This is a genomic window from Marinobacter sp. NP-4(2019), assembly GCF_003994855.1.
Taxonomy (GTDB): Bacteria; Pseudomonadota; Gammaproteobacteria; order Pseudomonadales; family Oleiphilaceae; genus Marinobacter.
Genome location: NZ_CP034142.1, coordinates 4,266,709 through 4,283,755 on the forward strand (window position 1 = coordinate 4,266,709; position 17,047 = coordinate 4,283,755).

General features: G+C 58.7%; 14 protein-coding genes and 1 pseudogene. 10 read left to right on the forward strand and 5 right to left on the reverse strand.

The window, feature by feature from the left end; genetic code table 11:
• Positions 1-79 precede the first annotated feature (79 nt).
• Both EHN06_RS19430 and arsJ read left to right on the forward strand, forming a co-directional pair.
• A complete protein-coding gene (locus tag EHN06_RS19430; protein ID WP_127334123.1) occupies positions 80-1,084 on the forward strand; it encodes an ArsJ-associated glyceraldehyde-3-phosphate dehydrogenase in 1,005 nt (334 codons plus the stop codon).
• A gap of 1 nt (position 1,085) precedes the next feature.
• Positions 1,086-2,288, forward strand: coding sequence for an organoarsenical effux MFS transporter ArsJ (gene arsJ, locus EHN06_RS19435; protein ID WP_127334124.1), 1,203 nt, complete (start codon positions 1,086-1,088; stop codon positions 2,286-2,288).
• Between the two features lie 271 nt (positions 2,289-2,559).
• On the opposite strand, the gene EHN06_RS19440 is transcribed toward arsJ, so the two are convergent.
• The gene (locus EHN06_RS19440) at positions 2,560-3,642 is read right to left on the reverse strand and encodes a patatin-like phospholipase family protein (protein WP_127334125.1); all 1,083 of its coding nucleotides are present in this window, start codon (positions 3,640-3,642) and stop codon (positions 2,560-2,562) included.
• Positions 3,643-3,816: 174 nt separating this feature from the next.
• Between EHN06_RS19440 and EHN06_RS19445 the strand changes: the two genes are divergently transcribed.
• Positions 3,817-4,887, forward strand: coding sequence for a GGDEF domain-containing protein (locus tag EHN06_RS19445; RefSeq protein WP_127334126.1), 1,071 nt, complete (start codon positions 3,817-3,819; stop codon positions 4,885-4,887).
• A 14-nt stretch (positions 4,888-4,901) separates the two neighbouring features.
• Here the strand turns inward: EHN06_RS19445 and EHN06_RS19450 are convergent, their stop codons facing one another.
• On the reverse strand, positions 4,902-5,816 hold the full coding sequence (locus EHN06_RS19450; protein WP_164735638.1) for an alpha/beta fold hydrolase: 915 nt from the start codon (positions 5,814-5,816) through the stop codon (positions 4,902-4,904).
• Positions 5,817-6,013: 197 nt separating this feature from the next.
• Between EHN06_RS19450 and folE the strand changes: the two genes are divergently transcribed.
• Positions 6,014-6,583 carry a GTP cyclohydrolase I FolE gene (gene folE / locus EHN06_RS19455; RefSeq protein ID WP_127334127.1) on the forward strand — a complete coding sequence of 190 codons (570 nt, stop codon included), beginning with the start codon at positions 6,014-6,016 and terminating at the stop codon, positions 6,581-6,583.
• A gap of 4 nt (positions 6,584-6,587) precedes the next feature.
• On the forward strand, positions 6,588-7,352 hold the full coding sequence (locus tag EHN06_RS19460) for an SDR family NAD(P)-dependent oxidoreductase (RefSeq protein WP_127334128.1): 765 nt from the start codon (positions 6,588-6,590) through the stop codon (positions 7,350-7,352).
• Positions 7,353-7,484: 132 nt separating this feature from the next.
• Here the strand turns inward: EHN06_RS19460 and EHN06_RS21570 are convergent.
• From EHN06_RS21570 to EHN06_RS19475, 3 genes and pseudogenes are all read right to left on the reverse strand, one after another.
• Positions 7,485-7,730 (reverse strand): annotated as a pseudogene (locus EHN06_RS21570) (2-amino-4-hydroxy-6-hydroxymethyldihydropteridine diphosphokinase); the annotation flags it as partial.
• Positions 7,731-7,737: 7 nt separating this feature from the next.
• Positions 7,738-9,435 carry a hypothetical protein gene (locus EHN06_RS19470; protein ID WP_127334130.1) on the reverse strand — a complete coding sequence of 566 codons (1,698 nt, stop codon included), beginning with the start codon at positions 9,433-9,435 and terminating at the stop codon, positions 7,738-7,740.
• On the reverse strand, positions 9,432-10,160 hold the full coding sequence (locus EHN06_RS19475) for an MBL fold metallo-hydrolase (protein WP_127334131.1): 729 nt from the start codon (positions 10,158-10,160) through the stop codon (positions 9,432-9,434). The genes EHN06_RS19470 and EHN06_RS19475 overlap by 4 nt, the downstream gene beginning before the upstream one ends.
• 167 nt (positions 10,161-10,327) lie before the next feature.
• On the opposite strand from EHN06_RS19475, the gene EHN06_RS19480 reads away from it, so the two are divergent.
• The 5 genes from EHN06_RS19480 (at position 10,328) to EHN06_RS19500 (ending at position 16,942) form a co-directional block, all read left to right on the forward strand.
• Positions 10,328-10,768: a CoA-binding protein gene (locus EHN06_RS19480; RefSeq protein WP_127334132.1), complete on the forward strand. Its 441-nt coding sequence runs from the start codon at positions 10,328-10,330 to the stop codon at positions 10,766-10,768.
• A 228-nt stretch (positions 10,769-10,996) separates the two neighbouring features.
• On the forward strand, positions 10,997-13,264 hold the full coding sequence (locus EHN06_RS19485) for a putative bifunctional diguanylate cyclase/phosphodiesterase (RefSeq protein WP_127334133.1): 2,268 nt from the start codon (positions 10,997-10,999) through the stop codon (positions 13,262-13,264).
• A gap of 51 nt (positions 13,265-13,315) precedes the next feature.
• Positions 13,316-13,630: a hypothetical protein gene (locus tag EHN06_RS19490; RefSeq protein ID WP_127334134.1), complete on the forward strand. Its 315-nt coding sequence runs from the start codon at positions 13,316-13,318 to the stop codon at positions 13,628-13,630.
• Between the two features lie 252 nt (positions 13,631-13,882).
• The gene (locus EHN06_RS19495; RefSeq protein WP_127334526.1) at positions 13,883-14,329 is read left to right on the forward strand and encodes a MerR family transcriptional regulator; all 447 of its coding nucleotides are present in this window, start codon (positions 13,883-13,885) and stop codon (positions 14,327-14,329) included.
• 3 nt (positions 14,330-14,332) lie between these two features.
• Entirely contained in the window at positions 14,333-16,942 is a 2,610-nt protein-coding gene (locus EHN06_RS19500; protein WP_127334135.1) for a heavy metal translocating P-type ATPase, read from the forward strand.
• Positions 16,943-17,047: the final 105 nt, after the last annotated feature.

Below are 17,047 nucleotides of genomic sequence, written 5' to 3' on the forward strand. Positions count from 1 at the left end.
GCTTCCTTGAACGTTTTTGACCCCCATACCCCGGCAATCACCACATCGGATTTAAGTCATCGCCTTCGGGAGAACAGTTATGAGTAAAATCAAGGTGGGGATCAACGGGTTTGGTCGTATCGGCCGGCTGGCCATGCGGGCAGCCTGGGAGTGGCCGGAGATGGAGTTTGTGGCCATTAACGATCCGGGCGCCGATGCCGGAACGCTGGCGCATTTGTTGAACTTTGACAGCATCCACGGTCGTTGGGATCACGAAGCCTGTACAGATGGCACCCATGTTGTCATTGGTGACCAGCGTATTCGCGTGACTCACAACAAGACCATCGGCGAGACCGACTGGTCCGATTGCGATCTGGTGATCGAGGCCAGTGGCGTTAACAGGAAAGTCAGTGTCTTACAGGCTTACCTGGATCAGGGTGTGAAGCGCGTTGTTGTCACCGCACCGGTGAAAGAGGCAGGCGCGAAGAACATTGTGGTGGGCGTCAACGATGATATTTTTGATCCGGCAAACGACCGGATTGTTACCGCCGCCTCCTGCACCACCAACTGCCTGGCACCAGTGGTCAAGGTGATTCACGAGAAACTGGGCATCAAACACGGGTCCATTACGACCATTCACAGCCTGACCAACACCCAGACCATTATTGATGCGCCCCATAAAGACCTACGGCGGGCACGGGCCTGCGGCAGTTCGTTGATCCCGACGACCACTGGTTCGGCCACCGCGATCATTGAGATCTTCCCGGAACTGAAGGGCCGGCTTGATGGCCACGCCGTGCGGGTTCCGCTGACCAACGCCTCACTGACCGACTGCGTCTTTGAAGTGAACCAGCCCACCGACCGGGAAACCGTTAATCAGTTACTGAAGGAAGCTGCTGAAGGTGAGCTGAAAGGCATTCTGGGTTACGAGGAACGACCGCTGGTATCCATCGACTACAAGACCGATCCGCGCTCATCCATTATCGATGCCCTGTCCACCATGGTGGTCAACGGCACCCAAGTGAAGATCTACGCCTGGTACGACAACGAATGGGGCTACGCCAACCGCACCGCCGAGCTGGCGCGCCGGGTGGGTTCTGCCTGAGATGACTGCAGCTATCCGACAGTATCTGGTGATCACCGGCAACTACTGGGCCTTCACGCTCACGGACGGCGCCCTGCGGATGCTGGTGGTGCTGCACTTCCACCAGTTGGGCTACTCGCCACTGGAAATCGCGCTGCTGTTCATTTTCTACGAGTTTTTCGGCGTGGTGACCAACCTGGTGGGCGGCTACCTCGGTGCCCGCATCGGTCTGAACCGCACCATGAACCTGGGGCTGTTTCTGCAAGTGCTGGCGCTGGGCATGCTCGCGGTACCGGCAGCCATGCTCACCGTGCCCTGGGTTATGGCGGCACAGGCCCTGTCTGGCATCGCCAAAGACCTGAACAAAATGTCCGCCAAGAGCGGGATCAAACTGCTGGTACCCGACGAACAACAGGGCCGGCTTTATAAGTGGGTGGCCATCCTCACCGGCTCCAAGAACACCCTGAAAGGCGTCGGCTTCTTCCTCGGCGGGGTACTGTTAATGGCCGCCGGCTTCAAGGGTGCGGTCATCATCATGGGCGCCGGCCTGCTGCTGGTGTGGCTGGCCAGCCTGTTCCTGCTCAAACAGGAACTGGGCAAGAGCAAGGCCAAACCCAAATTCACCGACATCCTCTCCAAGAGCCGCGCCATCAACGTCCTCTCCGCCGCCCGCCTGTTCCTCTTCGGCGCCCGCGACGTCTGGTTCGTCGTGGCCCTACCGGTGTACCTGCACACCGTCTTCGGCTGGGATTTCTGGAAAGTCGGCGGCTTCATGGCCACCTGGATCATCGGCTACGGCTTCATCCAGACCATAGCGCCGCGTATCACCGGCAACATGGAAGGCAAGCAACCGGCAGTACTCTGGGCCGCCGCCCTGGCATTGATCCCAGCAGCGATTGCCATTGGCCTGATGGCAGGCTGGTCGCCCCAGATTGTGGTGATCGGGGGCCTGTTGTTATTCGGCGTACTGTTTGCCATCAACTCCTCCCTCCACAGCTATCTGATCGTCAGCTATGCACGGGGCGATGGCGTGTCACTTGATGTAGGCTTCTACTACATGTCCAATGCCGCAGGAAGACTGCTCGGCACCATCCTGTCCGGCTGGATTTACCAGGCCTATGGCCTCGAAGCCTGCCTATGGATATCCGCCGGCCTGGTAGCAATGGCCGCCGCCCTGGCCTCTGGCTTACCCGAAAAGCAAGCGCGGCAAACCAAACAGACATAACCCTCGAACGGTTCAGCACACGGTCGATCAAGGGCCGGTGGGGTCACAGAGTCAAAAAATTCAAAGAAACCACGTTTCTCCTTTTTGGCTCTATGGATCCAACAAGGGCTGGCGGGGCCACAGGGTCAAAAAATTCAAAGAAACCACCGTTTCTCCTTTTTGGCTCTATGGATCCAACAAGGGCTGGCGGGGCCACAGGGTCAAAAAATTCAAAGAAACCACCGTTTCTCCTTTTTGACCCTGTGGCCCCGCCAGCCCGTCTTCCCCCAGCTCAAAGCGGCCGAACCACCTCAGCCAACCGCCCGGAAGCAACCAACTCCATAAACTCATCCCCCAGCCGGTCACTCTCGGCAATCGCCTTACGCCAGGAGCGCTCACGCCCGACATCATCGCCAGCGTACCTCTCGAAATCCTTCCGATCCGGCAGCTTACGATCCGGTAACGACTCCAGATACTCCCGTGAAGGCGCCACCAGCAACACATCCTGAAGACGGGTCGCATCACCGCGACGCCAGGGCAGACTCTTGTCGAACCACCCTGGCACCACCTTATCCGTGAAATGCGGGTACAGAATGATGCCCGGCTGCTCATAGGGCAGATCCAGGTGATAATCCAGCAAACCGCCATCCCGATAAACCCCATCAGGGGCACCGGGAATATTGCGAACACCAGACATCACCATCGGAATCGATGCCGAAGCCAGCAACGCCGGCAACAGATTATCCCGGGTCAGCGGTACCTCATGGCTGGGGAAATCCACCAGCTTCGACACCGGCGCTTTCAGACGGGCATCGTGAATAATACCGCGCTCCATAAAACGTCCCAGATGACGACGACTGACCATATTCGCACTGATCGCATTCATCAGCCCCAGACTGAGACGCCCCCTCGTGTCATGCTCCAGCAGACCACGACTACGAACCACCACCACATTCAGGCGATAAAGCGGGTGATTCAGCAAATAGTCCTCGTGACCGCCCAGCAGTTCTTCCAGAAACAGGACACTCTTGCGGCTCACTTCCGCCGTACTCACACCCTTGGCAAACCGTTGGGAAGTATAAAGGTCGGCCAGGCGTGCCAACTGGGCCTTGGGATCGTCGGTCGAGGCAACCGCGGCGAAACGCCAGCTACCGATCGAGGAACCGATCAACGACCGTTCCTGCGGGACCGCGGGCAACCAGTCACCAAAAATGGCCTTGTCCAGCCCCGAAATACCCAGGGCCTTGGGGCCGCCAGCGGCGCCAGGGATGACATGGACATCCTCAGCCGACAGCGGCTTGTCCTCCAGCCGCTGCAGGGCACGACGACCCGCCCGGATAGTCAGCGCAGGCGATCGGGTATGTATGGCTGTCATGATGCTCCCCCTATGAAAACTCCGGGAGTTTAGCGAACTGCCAGGCTCTCAGCCAGAGGCCGCGCAGCTATACCGGTCGCTAATTGTGCCACACCCGACGACACACCATGCTAGACTTTCTGGAGTGCGGTCACGGAAGCGGGCTCAATAGGACAGGAACAGCGGGAGTGTGCTGTGAATCCATTACTCTCAACGGACAAAGTCGCCACCAACCCTACCCTCGCAGTGCTGGGTTTCAAGCGTCAGATCGTCTACCACCTCCACTTCTGGGCGTTTATTGCCGTCGCCCCACTGGTCCTGGTGCAGTGGAATCACGGCAATTATCTGCTATCGGGGCTGCTGATCCTATTCTGCATCAATGCCTTGCTGGTGATCGCGCTTCTCCGGTTCCGCAATATCTATTTTCTCAAAGGACGACTGTTTCCCTTGCTGGCGGTCATCTGCGCAGGCTATTCCACGACCATCAACGGCCATGCCGGCCTTTACTGGGCTTACCCGGCCGCCACGGCCCTATTTTTTCTGTTGCCATTACGGGAGGCCACCATCTGCAACATTTTTTTTGTCACGGTAATGGCGGTGGTGTCGTTTCTCCAGTTTCCGGAGGCGGATTTCTGGCGCATCACCTTTTCCCTTGGCCTTACCTGCGTGTTTGCAATGGTGTTTGCCTGGCTGGTCGGTCGACTCCAGGGCGAACTCACGCGCCTGGCCACCACCGACCCCCTCACCGGCTGCCTCAATCGATCGCAGCTGGCCGACATCCTCAACAGCCAGATCCAGATGCGGGAACGTTACGAACGGGTATCCAGCCTGATCCTGCTGGATCTCGACTACTTCAAGACAATTAACGACCAATGGGGGCATCTCGCCGGCGATCAGGTACTGACGGAACTGGCAGTAAGGATTCGACGGCGCCTTCGGGAAAGTGACCAGTTGTTTCGAATTGGCGGTGAAGAATTCATGCTGGTGTTACCGGAAACCCGCCAGCGGGACGCCGAGACCCTGGCCCAGGAGTTGCTGACCAGCATCAGCGCGAGACCTTTTGTGGATGATATCCGGCTCACGGCCAGTGCCAGCGTGGCGGAAGTGGCCAAAGGTGAAACCTGGTCAGTGTGGCTGAATCGTGCTGACCAGTCACTGTACCGGGCCAAATCCCAGGGGCGGAATCAGGTCATCAGCGCCCCAAAATCCGTGAACGTCTCACGTCCAACCGACGAGGGCGGCGGGGAACTGATCGCTGACACCTGAGAACCTGTCGGCGATTACTGCTGCTTGCGAAACTCCCGGTAAGCTGAAAACACGTCCCAGGGGCTCTCAAAATGCGGGTAATGCCCCACATTGCGCAAACTGACAACATCGGCGTTCGGTACCAGTTCCCGGTAGCGCCTCGCCATGGCGGCACCGGAAACCGGATCGGCGACACCGGACACCAACCGCATGGGCTGCGTGGCCTTCTGCAGGGCGCCCACCCACCGATTACGGTGACAACGCCGTTCTTCCATAAAATGAATCAGGTGATGAAGGATGCCGCGGCCGTTGTTGTAGGTAAGTAATTGCCAGAAGTCGTCCATGTCCTGGCGGTCCGGCGGGTTGGCCGGTCCCAGCAACCGGCGGAAATTGCGCTCAAAGGTCCGGCGACTCAGGCCACGACTGATCAGGCCACCCAGAGGACTACACAGCAGCTTCTGGATCAACAGAGGGTGGTGAACCTCCGGAAACAGGGCGCCGTTGAGAAAACAGATACTGGCAATGCGAAACGGCAACGTGCCTTCCTGTTCCCTGGCCAGCAACTCCTGAGTCACACTGCAGCCATAGTCGTGGGCAAACAGGTGGACGGTTTTAAGGCCCAGGCCGGAAATCCAGCCTTCGAACAGATCAGCTTGGTCTTCAATACTGTAGTCGTATGGTACCGGCTTGTCGGAAAAACCGAACCCCAGCATATCCAGTACCAGCACGTTGTACTGCTGGGTCAGCATTGGCCACATTCGGTGCCAGTCCCAACTGGCGGTTGGAAACCCGTGCAGCAGGATCAGCGGCTCGCCCTGCCCCGCCATCCGGCTGAAAATGGCATGGCCTTCATAACTGAACCATTTGCCGCCCTGTTGCCACCACTCCAGTGTTCCAACCTGTTGAGCGCTCCGGGAAGCCATTGTGTGTCCAGCGATGACCTGATCCATGCCCTGTTCCTGGAAAAGTTTGCAGACTAAAACTGTAGAACAAACCTGTGGGAGCCGCCATAGCTGTGGAGCGGATTTGCGGGTGTTATCCCGGCCACGTGTAGTCTTTTGCGGACCGGTCCACGTAAACCATGGAGATAACCGGCGATTTCCCTTAAGCTTCGCCTTGAATCAGACACTGAATACCGGAACCGATTATGAGCAACTCCCTGGAAGATTTGGCCGGCCATTTCCGCGACATCATCAATGGCCTGGGGGAAGACACCTCCCGCGAGGGCCTGATGGACACACCCAAGCGCGCGGCCAAGGCCATGCAGTTCCTGACCAACGGCTATCAGCAGGACCTGGGTGAACTGGTCAACAACGCCGTCTTTGAATCCTCCATGGACGAGATGGTGATGATTCAGGACATCGAACTCTACAGTATGTGCGAACACCACATGTTACCGTTTATCGGCAAGTGCCATATCGCCTACCTGCCGCAGGGCAAGGTTCTCGGGCTGTCCAAGTTTGCTCGTATCGTCGACATGTACGCACGCAGGTTGCAGATCCAGGAAAACCTGACCCGGGAAATCGCCGAAGCCATCGAGTCGGTCACCGGTGCCAAGGGCGTGGCAGTGGTGATCGAGGCTCAGCACATGTGCATGATGATGCGGGGCGTGGAGAAACAGAATTCCCGCATGAAGACCTCCGTGATGCTGGGCCAGTTCCGCAAATCCCAGGCGACCCGAACCGAATTCCTGCAACTGCTCAGCCACCGGGACTGATCCCATGTCGGCCGCGCCAGTTGCCGTAATCACCGGTGCCGGACGAAGGCTTGGCTATGAAGTGAGCCTGGCCCTGGTTGAGCGGGGCTACCGGGTATTCGCCCTGCACCGGACCCACACCGAAGAGGTAGATCACCTCATTCGTCAGGGTGTTACCGCCCTCCAGGTCGACCTGGCCGATCCGGATGCGGTCCAGGCCCGGATTGATGACATAGTGCGCGCCACGACCAGCGTCAGTCTGCTGGTGAACAACGCCTCCGCCTTCGAAACCGATGCCGAAAATCCACAGGAGCGACCAGCCCAGGCCGCCCGCCTGTTTCAGACCAACAGCACGGCCCCCATGCAGTTGATGCACGGACTGGCCCCAGCTCTGGAAACCGCGGCCAGGGAATACGGGCGCCCGTCACTGATCGTCAACATCACCGATATCTTCACCGAACGCCCCAACCCGCTTTATGGCGCCTACTGTGCGTCCAAGGCGGCCCTGGCCAACCTGACCCTGAGCTATGCCGCACTGCTGGCGCCCGATGTGCGGGTCAATGCCATTATGCCCGGCCCCATAGGCTTCCTGCCCCGTCATACCGACAGCCAGAGACAGCAGGTGTTGTCAGAGACCCTGCTGGCCCGTGAGGGAGGCTTTCACAGTGTGGTCATGCAGGTGTTGGCCCTGCTGGACAACGATTTCATCACCGGCGCGCAGATCCCGGTGGATGGTGGCCGACGCCTGGCCCAGGGTATGGCCCGCCACGGTCAGGGAAGCGCGGACTGAATTTTCAGTCCTTCCTTCAAAAAGCCGTCGATAATAGGGCTCATCGATCCCCTCACCGAGGAAGCGACCGCTTTCGCTGTACTCCAGGATATCGACATCAATAGGGCGATCCTTGCGACTGCTGAGCGGGTCTGAGCGGTCCCGCCCGAGGGCTTCCTCCAGCTGGTTGAAGTGGTCCTTGAGCTGTGTCGGGGATAACGGACTGAACACCACCGCCAGCGCATTGAGAAACGGGCGTTCCGTGTCGATACCCCGGGGGCGGGTATGGATGACCGGCGACAGCCACAGGGAGTCGTGGCTTTCCAGCAGCCGGGTGACGGCCCTCACCAGGTTCTGTTCCGGATCGATGTTACTTCCCAGTCCACACAGGTACCACATGGCGGTGTTATCTCAGCAGCTTGCGAATGTAGGCACCCACCAATACGGTCACAAACAGCACTCCGATCATGGATTCCAGGGTGACCAGCACAGAGAGTAGCCCGGTGGCAGGTGGTTCCGGTGCACTCCACTGACCATAGAAACTGCTGATAAAACTCTGCAGGCTGAGCATTACCGCTTCTCCGGTTCTGACTCCGACCGTGATGAACGCTACCGCAAACAGGATTGCGATCATCAGCGCCGCCGCCAGAATATTCCGGAACCGGATACCCCACCCGAAAACACCCCCGAGCAGGAATCGGCGCACCCTGTTGGTTTCCTTATGGTGCCGCATATGGAAAAAGGCGTGGTCTTCCTCCCGCAGGTGTCCGGTGGTGGACATCCAGTTCTTGAAGCGGGTGTAGGCTTCCGCCAGATGACGGCGGTCATCACCGCTCGGACGCGGCATCATCGCCCGCGCCAGCAAGCCGAAGGGCGGCGGCGTTGTCGAACGCCGGGCCGGTTTGGCACCGTAGATCAGGGACACTGGATCAAACCACGCCTGTTCGGCGTGGAAACGTGCCATCTCTACCCTCGGGGTACCTTCCTCGGGCGCTTCCAGTTCCAGCATCCAGGCCTGACTCACCGATGAGCCGTTCAGACACAAGCGGCCACGGAAATGATGCCCGGTCATCCGCAGGTGGCGGCCCACCAGGGTATCCTGGATGCCGATGCCGGCGTCTTCGTCCGTCACCGTCACCCGATCCAGCCAGAGGTCCGCAGCCAGTTCACAGTTCTCCACCAGGATGGATTCCGCTGCCAGTTCCCCCAGCCGCAACTGGTTCAGATGGCTGCGGCGGATTTCAATACAGCCTGACACTGTATACCCTTCCATCAACAACCCGCCGTCAAAACAGTTTCTGCTCAACTGTTCGGCGTGGTAACTCTGGCGGCCAATATAGACCTGACCCAGGAACGGAGAATCGTTCACCGGCGCCTCATCCTGGACCGCCAGTAGTTGCACCGGCGCCTGGAAGCTGCCGTTCAGTGCCAGACAGCCACTCAGGGTCATTTCGTTGAGCCAGAGCATGTCGTCGCTGCCACGGGTACCGAATTCCATCAGCACAGAACAGGCCCGTATGCCCCGGAACGAGATACCACCAGCACCGCTGAAATCGCAGCCGAACATGACGACGCTGCCATCCAGGCGCCCGGACTTCAGACTGAAATGATTGTTGAAGCGGCAGTTGAGGCACCAGAAACTGCCCCGGAATCGAGCCCCGAGCCAGCGGAAATCACCCACCACCTGGCAATTGATCAGCACGATGGATCCGGAAAAATCCAGGCCGGACTGTTCCGAGCCGTCAATGACCGCATTGGCAATCACGGTCACCCCGTCTGCCGAAGCCACAGCCGCCAGGAACTCCGCCTCGGTCACCTGGCGCGGCTGCTCCGATGGCAAACCCAGCCCATGGCTGTCTAACGCCACCCCTTGCGCCTCGACAGTATTGAGTACCTCACGTACCACCAGCGTCACACCATCCCGTCGATCACGACCGAGCCGTACCCGGACACCCTGACCAACGGTGACCGCCGGATAGCCCGCCTGCTGGAACGGACGCCAGTGACTGTAGGCCAGCCGCTGATCCTCGGTCACCAGCACAAGAAAACGACCGGCTTTCAGATCGGAATGTATGACCCGGGCAAGAACGGTTTCTTCGGTCAAAGGGCGAACTCCTGACCCTGACGGGCAAAGCCGGCAAACTCCCGTTCCACTTCTGCACGATGTTGCTCGAAATTGTCTTCGTAGCTCATCAGGTACATACGCTCACGCAGCGCGCCCGAATAGTGTTCGCGGAGTTCACGAACCGAGGCATGGACCGGGTTCCAATCCGACAGGGTGGCATCGTGAAGAATGGTCTGCGGCGCAAATCTCGCCACCAGATCAGGAATCGGGCGAGTGTCGCCACTGAACAGCAGGTGATCGTTGATCATCAGGCCATAGGACGGTTTTTCCGGGGTATGCCGGTTCTGGAACGGCTGCAACCTGACGCCCTCGAACTCGAAGGGCTGGTCGTCCAGCAGAACCACATCAAAAAAGTCCGTCAGCTCCGCAGGCCCTTCCCCCACCTGCCCCATCACCCCCTTCAGGGTGTGCTCCCACAATTCTTCATAAACCCCGGGAGGTAAATACAGCACAGGTTTGAAGTCGTAACGGAAACGACACTCGTATCCCAGCCGTTCCAGGCCAAAGCAGTGGTCCGCATGGGCATGGGTGATGAAGACGGCGTCGACATCAGCCAGGGTCAGCCCCCGATCCCGCAACGCGAACTTGATGGTATAGCCGGCATCAATCAGTAACCGGCGGCCACCGGCCTCTACCATGGCGTTATTATTCCAGTGGTCAATCGCTTCGGAGTGGCCAACTCCCAGCATGGTCAAGACAGCCATACTCAGGTCCTTTTCAGATTACGGGGCGGCTCACCTCGGTGAGCACCTTGAACAGCGATCCTATTACATGCAAGCCTTGGCGATCAAAGACCTATAGTATCATCTCCGGAGACCGGCGAGCCGGCGCCCGGCCGGCCATTCACATTGTTTAAAGGGCTTACACAACCATGCCAACCCATACACCAGAAGCGCTCCGTGCCATTTTAACCAGCATTCGCACCATTGCCCTGGTGGGCGCCAGCAACAAATCCCACCGCCCCAGCCATGAGGTCATGGCGTATATGCAAAGCCGGGGCTATCGGGTCATCCCGGTCAATCCAAAGCTGGCCGGCCAACAGCTGCTCGGGGAAACGGTTTACGCCGATCTCAACGCATTGCCCGAACCGGTGGACATGGTGGAACTGTTTCTGGCACCGGAACGCACCGGACCGGTGATCAATGCCGCGATTAAACTCAACATTCCGGTGGTGTGGATGCAGGTTGGCGTGATCAATGAGGAAGGCGCCCGGAAAGCGGAAGCCGCCGGCCTGACCGTTGTTATGGATCGCTGTCCAAAGCAGGAGATTCCGCGACTCGGCGTACCGCCGATCACCGGTGGCTCGCTCTAGTGTCAGGGTATTCATGCCGGGCCATCCTGTGACCCACGACCTGTTCGAACTGTCGGCCTTCTGCCATACTCACTGCAAGCAATCCGAAGACTGGCAAATCCATGAGATTCAGGCGAAATACAGCAAGGCGGCGTATACAACAAGAGGCCGGTGGCCGCCCGTAACCCTCATAATCAAACACAATCTGCCGATAGATACTGTTGTTGGTGCACCAGACCGGAGTGAAGTGTGGAAAAACCTGAATCAGTGACAAACAAAGTCGTCAAAGGGCTTCTGCACCCCGTTTTTCCAGTACTGATTCTTATCGTTTTTCTCGGATTTGCTTCTGTTCTCAAATACGGCATAGAGCGGCAGGACAGGCACCAGCTTGAAAACAACCTGGCCGGCGAAACCCAAGCCATGGCCGTCAACCTCGAGCGGGAATTCCTGGCCCACGTACAAGCGATTCGCCGCATGGCAAGACGCCTTGAGGCGAATCCGAACATGACGAAAGAGTTGTGGCGCGAGGACGCCAGAAACTATCTGGACGACTTCGGCGTCTATCAGGCCCTGGAATGGATTGACCGGCAGTTCGTGATTCGCTGGCTGGAACCCCTGTCCGGCAACGAAGAGGTGATCGGCTACAATGTGGCGTTTTCCCCGGAACGCCGCACGGCTCTGGAGGCTGCGCAAGCCAACGGCACCATCGATATCTCCGGTGTGATCGACCTCAGGCAGGGGGGCAAGGGCCTGGTCATCTATGTTCCGGTGCACTCCGGCGATGAAAACAACGGATTCATCGCCGGCGTCTTCCAGATGGAAACCCTGGCTCGCCAATTACTGACCCGCAGGGTCCTGGACGCCTTCCATATTCGCATTTCTGAAGATGATGCCCTTGCCTACGAACTCAACATAGACGGCGAGTTTGCCACTGATTATTCCCACACCGTCGACGTGGACCTGCCGACGATGAACTGGTCGCTGACGGTTACCCCGTCAACCGACTGGGTCAACAACCGCAAGAGCATATGGCCCTGGGCTACGTTTACCTCCATTCTGTTCATGGGGATACTGACCAGCCTGACAACGTTGCTGGTCCAGATCTTGCTCAAGCGCAATCGCGCCCTGTTGAAGACCCGTAAAGAACTGGAGTTTGAAATAGACCAGCGCAAAGCGGTGCAGCAGGATCTGCTCCGCCTGGAATCCACCGACGCCCTGACCGGACTCGCAAACCGCCGTTTCTTCATGGAAGACCTCAGCCACACCCTCAGCATTGCCGACCGGCAGATGCGCCAGGTCGCTCTGGTGATGATGGATCTCGACCGCTTCCAGATGCTCAACGACACCCTTGGCCACCAGTTCGGGGACGAATTGCTGATCAAGGTATCCGAGCGCCTGAACAGCCTGAGCAGTGAGAAGGTCCTGGTGGCCTACTCCGGTGGAGACGAGTTCATGATCTGCCAGCAACATGTAGACAGCCTGGACGACGTCATTCATCTGCTGGGCCAGATCAAGCAATGTTTCTCAGAACCTTTCGAGGTCCAGAATCAGGCCCACTGCGTCACCGCGACCATGGGCGTTGCGGTCTATCCACAGAGTGGTCTGGATACCGACACCCTACTCCGTAATGCCGATATTGCCCTATACCGGGCCAAGGAGCAGGGACGCAACACCTACCAGTTCTATACCGAAGGCATGCAGGAGCGGGAGGTCATGCGCCTGGAACTGGATAAGGACCTCAGTCAGGCGCTTGCCAACGACGAGTTTGTGCTCCACTTCCAGCCACAGGTCGACCTGGAAAGCACCAGAATCAACAGTGCTGAGGCCCTGATACGATGGCAACACCCGCGCCGTGGACTGCTGCCTCCAATCGAGTTTATCCCGCTGGCCGAGGAGAGCGGCCGCATCACCGAGATCGGACGCTGGGTCGTGATGGCCGCCTGTCAGCAGCTTGCCCGGTGGCGCGGTACGCCTTTCGAGCATCTCAGGGTTGCGGTCAACCTCTCTGGACGTGAGCTGGATGATGAAAGTCTGGTGGACCATATTCAGGAAGCCCTGGAGACCCACAAGGTGCCGCCACACCAGTTGGAGGTGGAGCTGACTGAAGAAATCTTTATCCAGAACATCGAACACAATCTCAATCAGCTGTCCCGGCTCCACCAGTTGGGCGTCCACCTTGCCATCGATGATTTCGGGGTGGGCTACTCATCACTGGGCTATCTGCGGGACTTTCCGGTCGACTTGCTGAAAATCGACCGCTCATTTATTACCGAGGTCACCGAGCGGCACGACGATGCGGTGATCACCCGGGCGGTGATCAATCTGGCACACAACCTTGGCATCCGGGTTGTGGCGGAGGGTGTCGAGACCATGGAGCAGTTGGCGTTCCTGAAGGATCACCAGTGTGACCTGGCCCAGGGGTACCTGATCAGTCGGCCGGTTCCCGCTGCCGCACTGGAAAAAGCCCTGAGCGAAGGTACTATGGTTACCGACGTTCCGGCGGATAGCCGCATCTAGCCGGCGCCGTTTAACTGTCGTTTCGGACCATTTCCAGCAAGGTAAGATTCCATGACCAGCCGCTACCTGACCCCTGAACAAGACCGGAAAATCCGCCAGTGGGAGCGCTGGAACCGGAATTATTTTATTTTTGCCTTCGTGGCGCTGACGATTATTCTGGTGTTCAGCAGCCAGTTGGGCTTGTCCAGTGGTGAAAGCTGGGGGCCTCTCGGGGTTCTGATCGCGGTGCTGATCACGCCGATTATTGTGCTTCAGTTGCGGCTGGCCTGTCCGGCCTGTGGTCGCAAGATTGGCTGGCAGGCGAAGCTGATGGCGCCGGACCAGTGCAAGGCCTGCGGGACATTCCTTCGCGCCAAGGGCCAATAGTACCTTTCCTTTCTTCAAAAACCTTTGACCTGTGAGCCGCTCATAGGTTTTAGAGTATCATTGGGTTGTTGGAGTTTGCCGTGTCAAGGCAGTAACGACTTCCGAAAACCGCTGTGAATACGTCCCTGTACGCTTGCTCTTCGCCATCCATGGCTACGAGCATTTTCGAAAGTCGTTACTGCCTTAACACTCCGCTTACTTCAGTCGTGGATTCCTGTACCTATTTACTGATGGCGGGGCCCAAAATAGATGATGAAAGTCAAAGACATTGCAAAAGCTGCCGGCGTAAATCCAGATACCGTGCGTTTCTATACCCGGGAAAACCTGTTGAAGCCGACCCGCAATCCGGACAACAACTATCAGCAGTTTAATGCCGAGGACCTTCGGCGGCTGCGGTTTGCCCGCAAGGCCCGGCAGTTGGGCTTTTCGCTGCCGGAGATCCGGCAGATTCTGGAGCAGGCGGATGGCCATAATTCTCCGTGTCCGATGGTGCGGGATGTATTCCAGCAGCGGCTGGCGGAGGTGGAACGGGAAATTCGGGAGCTGCAGGAGCTGCGCCAGCGGATGACGTCAGCGATGGCGGCCTGGCAGGACATGCCGGACGGTACGCCGGATGGCCATACCATTTGCCGGTTGATCGAACACTGGGAAGACCCGATGCCCCCTCACCGGGCAGACAGTCAGAGTGAGGAGCACTAACGAATGACCGATGCACCTGTACTACAGACCACTCTCAATATTTCCGGCGCCTCGTGCCAGGGCTGTGTGAAGAAGATCCGAACCGCTTTGGAGCCGCTCATTGGTGATTCAGAGCTGGTGGAAGTGGATCTTGAGCAGCAGACCGTCGCCCTGCCAGAGGGGGTGGATGCCACCGAGGCTGCGCGGATCGTGACGGAAACCGGCTACCCGGCAGAGCCCATCAGGGAAACGTCAGAGCCTTCCAGTTGCTGTACATCCACGGCCGGGGACGCCAGAGAAAATGAGGGCCCGACGGATTATCCGTCCCGTGATGCCCCCGAGGCAGTTGGCGAAAGCAATCGGGCAGAACCGGCCACCACAGGAAACGGGCAGATTCATCTTTCCGTGACCGGTGCCACCTGCGCCTCCTGTGTGAACACTATTGAGCAAGCCCTGATGTCGGTGGCCGGTATCAGCCATGCCCATATGAATCTGGCAGACAACACCGCAACGGCCACGGGTGAGGCAGATCCTCAGGCTCTGGTGAAAGCCGTGGAGAGTGTCGGTTATGGCGCCAGTGTGATTGAAGATGAGGACGAAGCGGACGACCGCAAGCAGGAAGAGGACCGGAAGCAGTACAAGACCCTGCTGGTCAAGATGGCGGTCAGTCTGGGGCTGGGCCTGGGATTGATGGTCTGGGGCATGGGCTTTGGCACCATGATGGTGACAGACGCGAATCAGGCCACCTGGCTCGGGCTGGGTGCATTGACCCTGGTCATTATGGCAGTCACCGGCGGTCACTTCTTTACCGGCGCCTGGAAAGCCTTCAAGCACCACAACGCCAACATGGACACTCTGATCGCCCTCGGCACCGGTACCGCCTGGCTCTACTCCATGGTCGTGGCCAGCGTACCCGGCGTATTGCCGGAGATGGCACGCCATGTGTACTTTGAAGCCTCGGCGATGATCATCGGCCTGATCAACCTGGGCCAGGCACTGGAGCTGAGAGCAAAGGGCAAGACGTCGGAGGCCGTGCGTCGGCTGCTGGACCTGCGAGCGAAAACCGCCCGGGTGATCCGTGACTGTGAAGAACGGGATATGCCCGTGGAGGAGGTCCGCAAGGGCGATCGCATCCGGGTCCGACCCGGGGAGAAACTGCCCGTCGACGGTGTGATTGCCGAAGGCTCGACCCGGATTGATGAAAGCATGCTCACCGGTGAGCCAATGCCGGTGAGCAAATCCGAAGGCGATGAGGTGTCCGCCGGCACCCTGAACACCCATGGCTCGATTGTTTATGAGGCCACCCGGGTGGGCAGCGAAACCGCACTGGCGCAGATCATCAGGCTGGTGAAGAAAGCGCAGGGTTCCAAGCCCGCCATAGGCCGGCTGGCCGACAGGATTTCGTCGGTGTTCGTGCCCACGGTCATGCTTATTGCCGTAGTGGCTGCACTGGTCTGGTACAACGTCGGCCCGGAACCGGCGGTGGTCCATATGATGGTGGCAGCCACCACGGTGCTGATTATCGCCTGTCCTTGCGCCCTTGGCCTGGCCACCCCCATGTCCGTCATGGTTGGGGTTGGCAAGGCGGCGGAGTATGGCGCGCTGATTCGCCAGGGCGATGCCCTGCAAACCGCCGGCAAGCTGGACCTGGTGATTCTGGACAAGACCGGCACCATTACCGAAGGTCATCCGGCGGTCACACATGTGCATGCCGCCAATGGTGATGAACAACGCCTGTTAGCGATCGCCGCTGGCCTGGAGCAGCATTCCGAGCATCCCTTGGCAGAGGCCATCCTTGCCAGAGCGGAACAGGACAAAATTCAGCCTGAAAAGGTGAACCGCTTTGAAGCTGTCAACGGGAAGGGGGTCAAAGGCGAGCTCGACAACCAACCGGTACGCCTGGGCAACCGCCGCTGGCTGGAAGATGAGGGGCTGTCCTGCAACGGACTTACCGATGCCGCCCGGACCATCACCGAAGAAGCCGGAACCCCGCTTTTCCTGGCTAAGGGCGATGATGTGCTGGGCGTTATCGGAGTCGCCGATGCCATCAAGCCGGATTCCAAAGCCGCGATCCAGCGCCTGCATGACGACGGCATCCGGGTCATGATGGTCACCGGTGACGTGGACGCCACCGCCAGGGCCATTGCCGCCAAGGCCGGTATCGACGACTATCGCGCGGAGGTGCTGCCGGCAGACAAGGCCGGGGTGGTCAGTGAAATGCGTGGCAAGGGTTATACCGTTGCCATGGTCGGTGATGGTATCAACGACGCTCCGGCTCTGGCCGCGGCTGATGTCGGCTTTGCCATCGGTACCGGCACCGATGTTGCTATTGAAAGTGCCGCCATCACGCTGATGCGAGGCTCGCTGCATGGCGTGCCCGATGCCATTGAAATCTCCCGCGCCACAGTAAAAAACATCCACCAAAACCTGTTTGGCGCGTTTGTCTACAACACAATGGGTATTCCGGTGGCTGCCGGCCTGCTCTACCCTGTCTGGGGAATACTGATGAGCCCGATCTTTGCTGGCGCCGCCATGTCCCTGTCATCAGTCACGGTGGTCTCCAACGCCAACCGCCTGAGGTTGTTCCGGACCAGCCACAAAAACATCGACACCCCGCAACAGGAGCGGAACTGATGAGCACACTTCTGGTCAACTCCGGAGGATTATTACTGATGGCTGCCATCGTCTGGTGGTTCTGGCTGTCACCGTCATCCGCCGGCACCTCCGACGACGATCACA

Coding starts and splice junctions, on each gene's coding strand:
- EHN06_RS19430 (WP_127334123.1), top strand. CDS start 80: ATGAGTAAAATCAAGGTGGGGATCAACGGGTTTGGTCGTATCGGCCGG.
- arsJ (WP_127334124.1), top strand. CDS start 1,086: ATGACTGCAGCTATCCGACAGTATCTGGTGATCACCGGCAACTACTGG.
- EHN06_RS19440 (WP_127334125.1), bottom strand. CDS start 3,642: ATGACAGCCATACATACCCGATCGCCTGCGCTGACTATCCGGGCGGGT.
- EHN06_RS19450 (WP_164735638.1), bottom strand. CDS start 5,816: ATGGATCAGGTCATCGCTGGACACACAATGGCTTCCCGGAGCGCTCAA.
- folE (WP_127334127.1), top strand. CDS start 6,014: ATGAGCAACTCCCTGGAAGATTTGGCCGGCCATTTCCGCGACATCATC.
- EHN06_RS19460 (WP_127334128.1), top strand. CDS start 6,588: ATGTCGGCCGCGCCAGTTGCCGTAATCACCGGTGCCGGACGAAGGCTT.
- EHN06_RS19475 (WP_127334131.1), bottom strand. CDS start 10,160: ATGGCTGTCTTGACCATGCTGGGAGTTGGCCACTCCGAAGCGATTGAC.
- EHN06_RS19480 (WP_127334132.1), top strand. CDS start 10,328: ATGCCAACCCATACACCAGAAGCGCTCCGTGCCATTTTAACCAGCATT.
- EHN06_RS19490 (WP_127334134.1), top strand. CDS start 13,316: ATGACCAGCCGCTACCTGACCCCTGAACAAGACCGGAAAATCCGCCAG.
- EHN06_RS19495 (WP_127334526.1), top strand. CDS start 13,883: ATGAAAGTCAAAGACATTGCAAAAGCTGCCGGCGTAAATCCAGATACC.
- EHN06_RS19500 (WP_127334135.1), top strand. CDS start 14,333: ATGACCGATGCACCTGTACTACAGACCACTCTCAATATTTCCGGCGCC.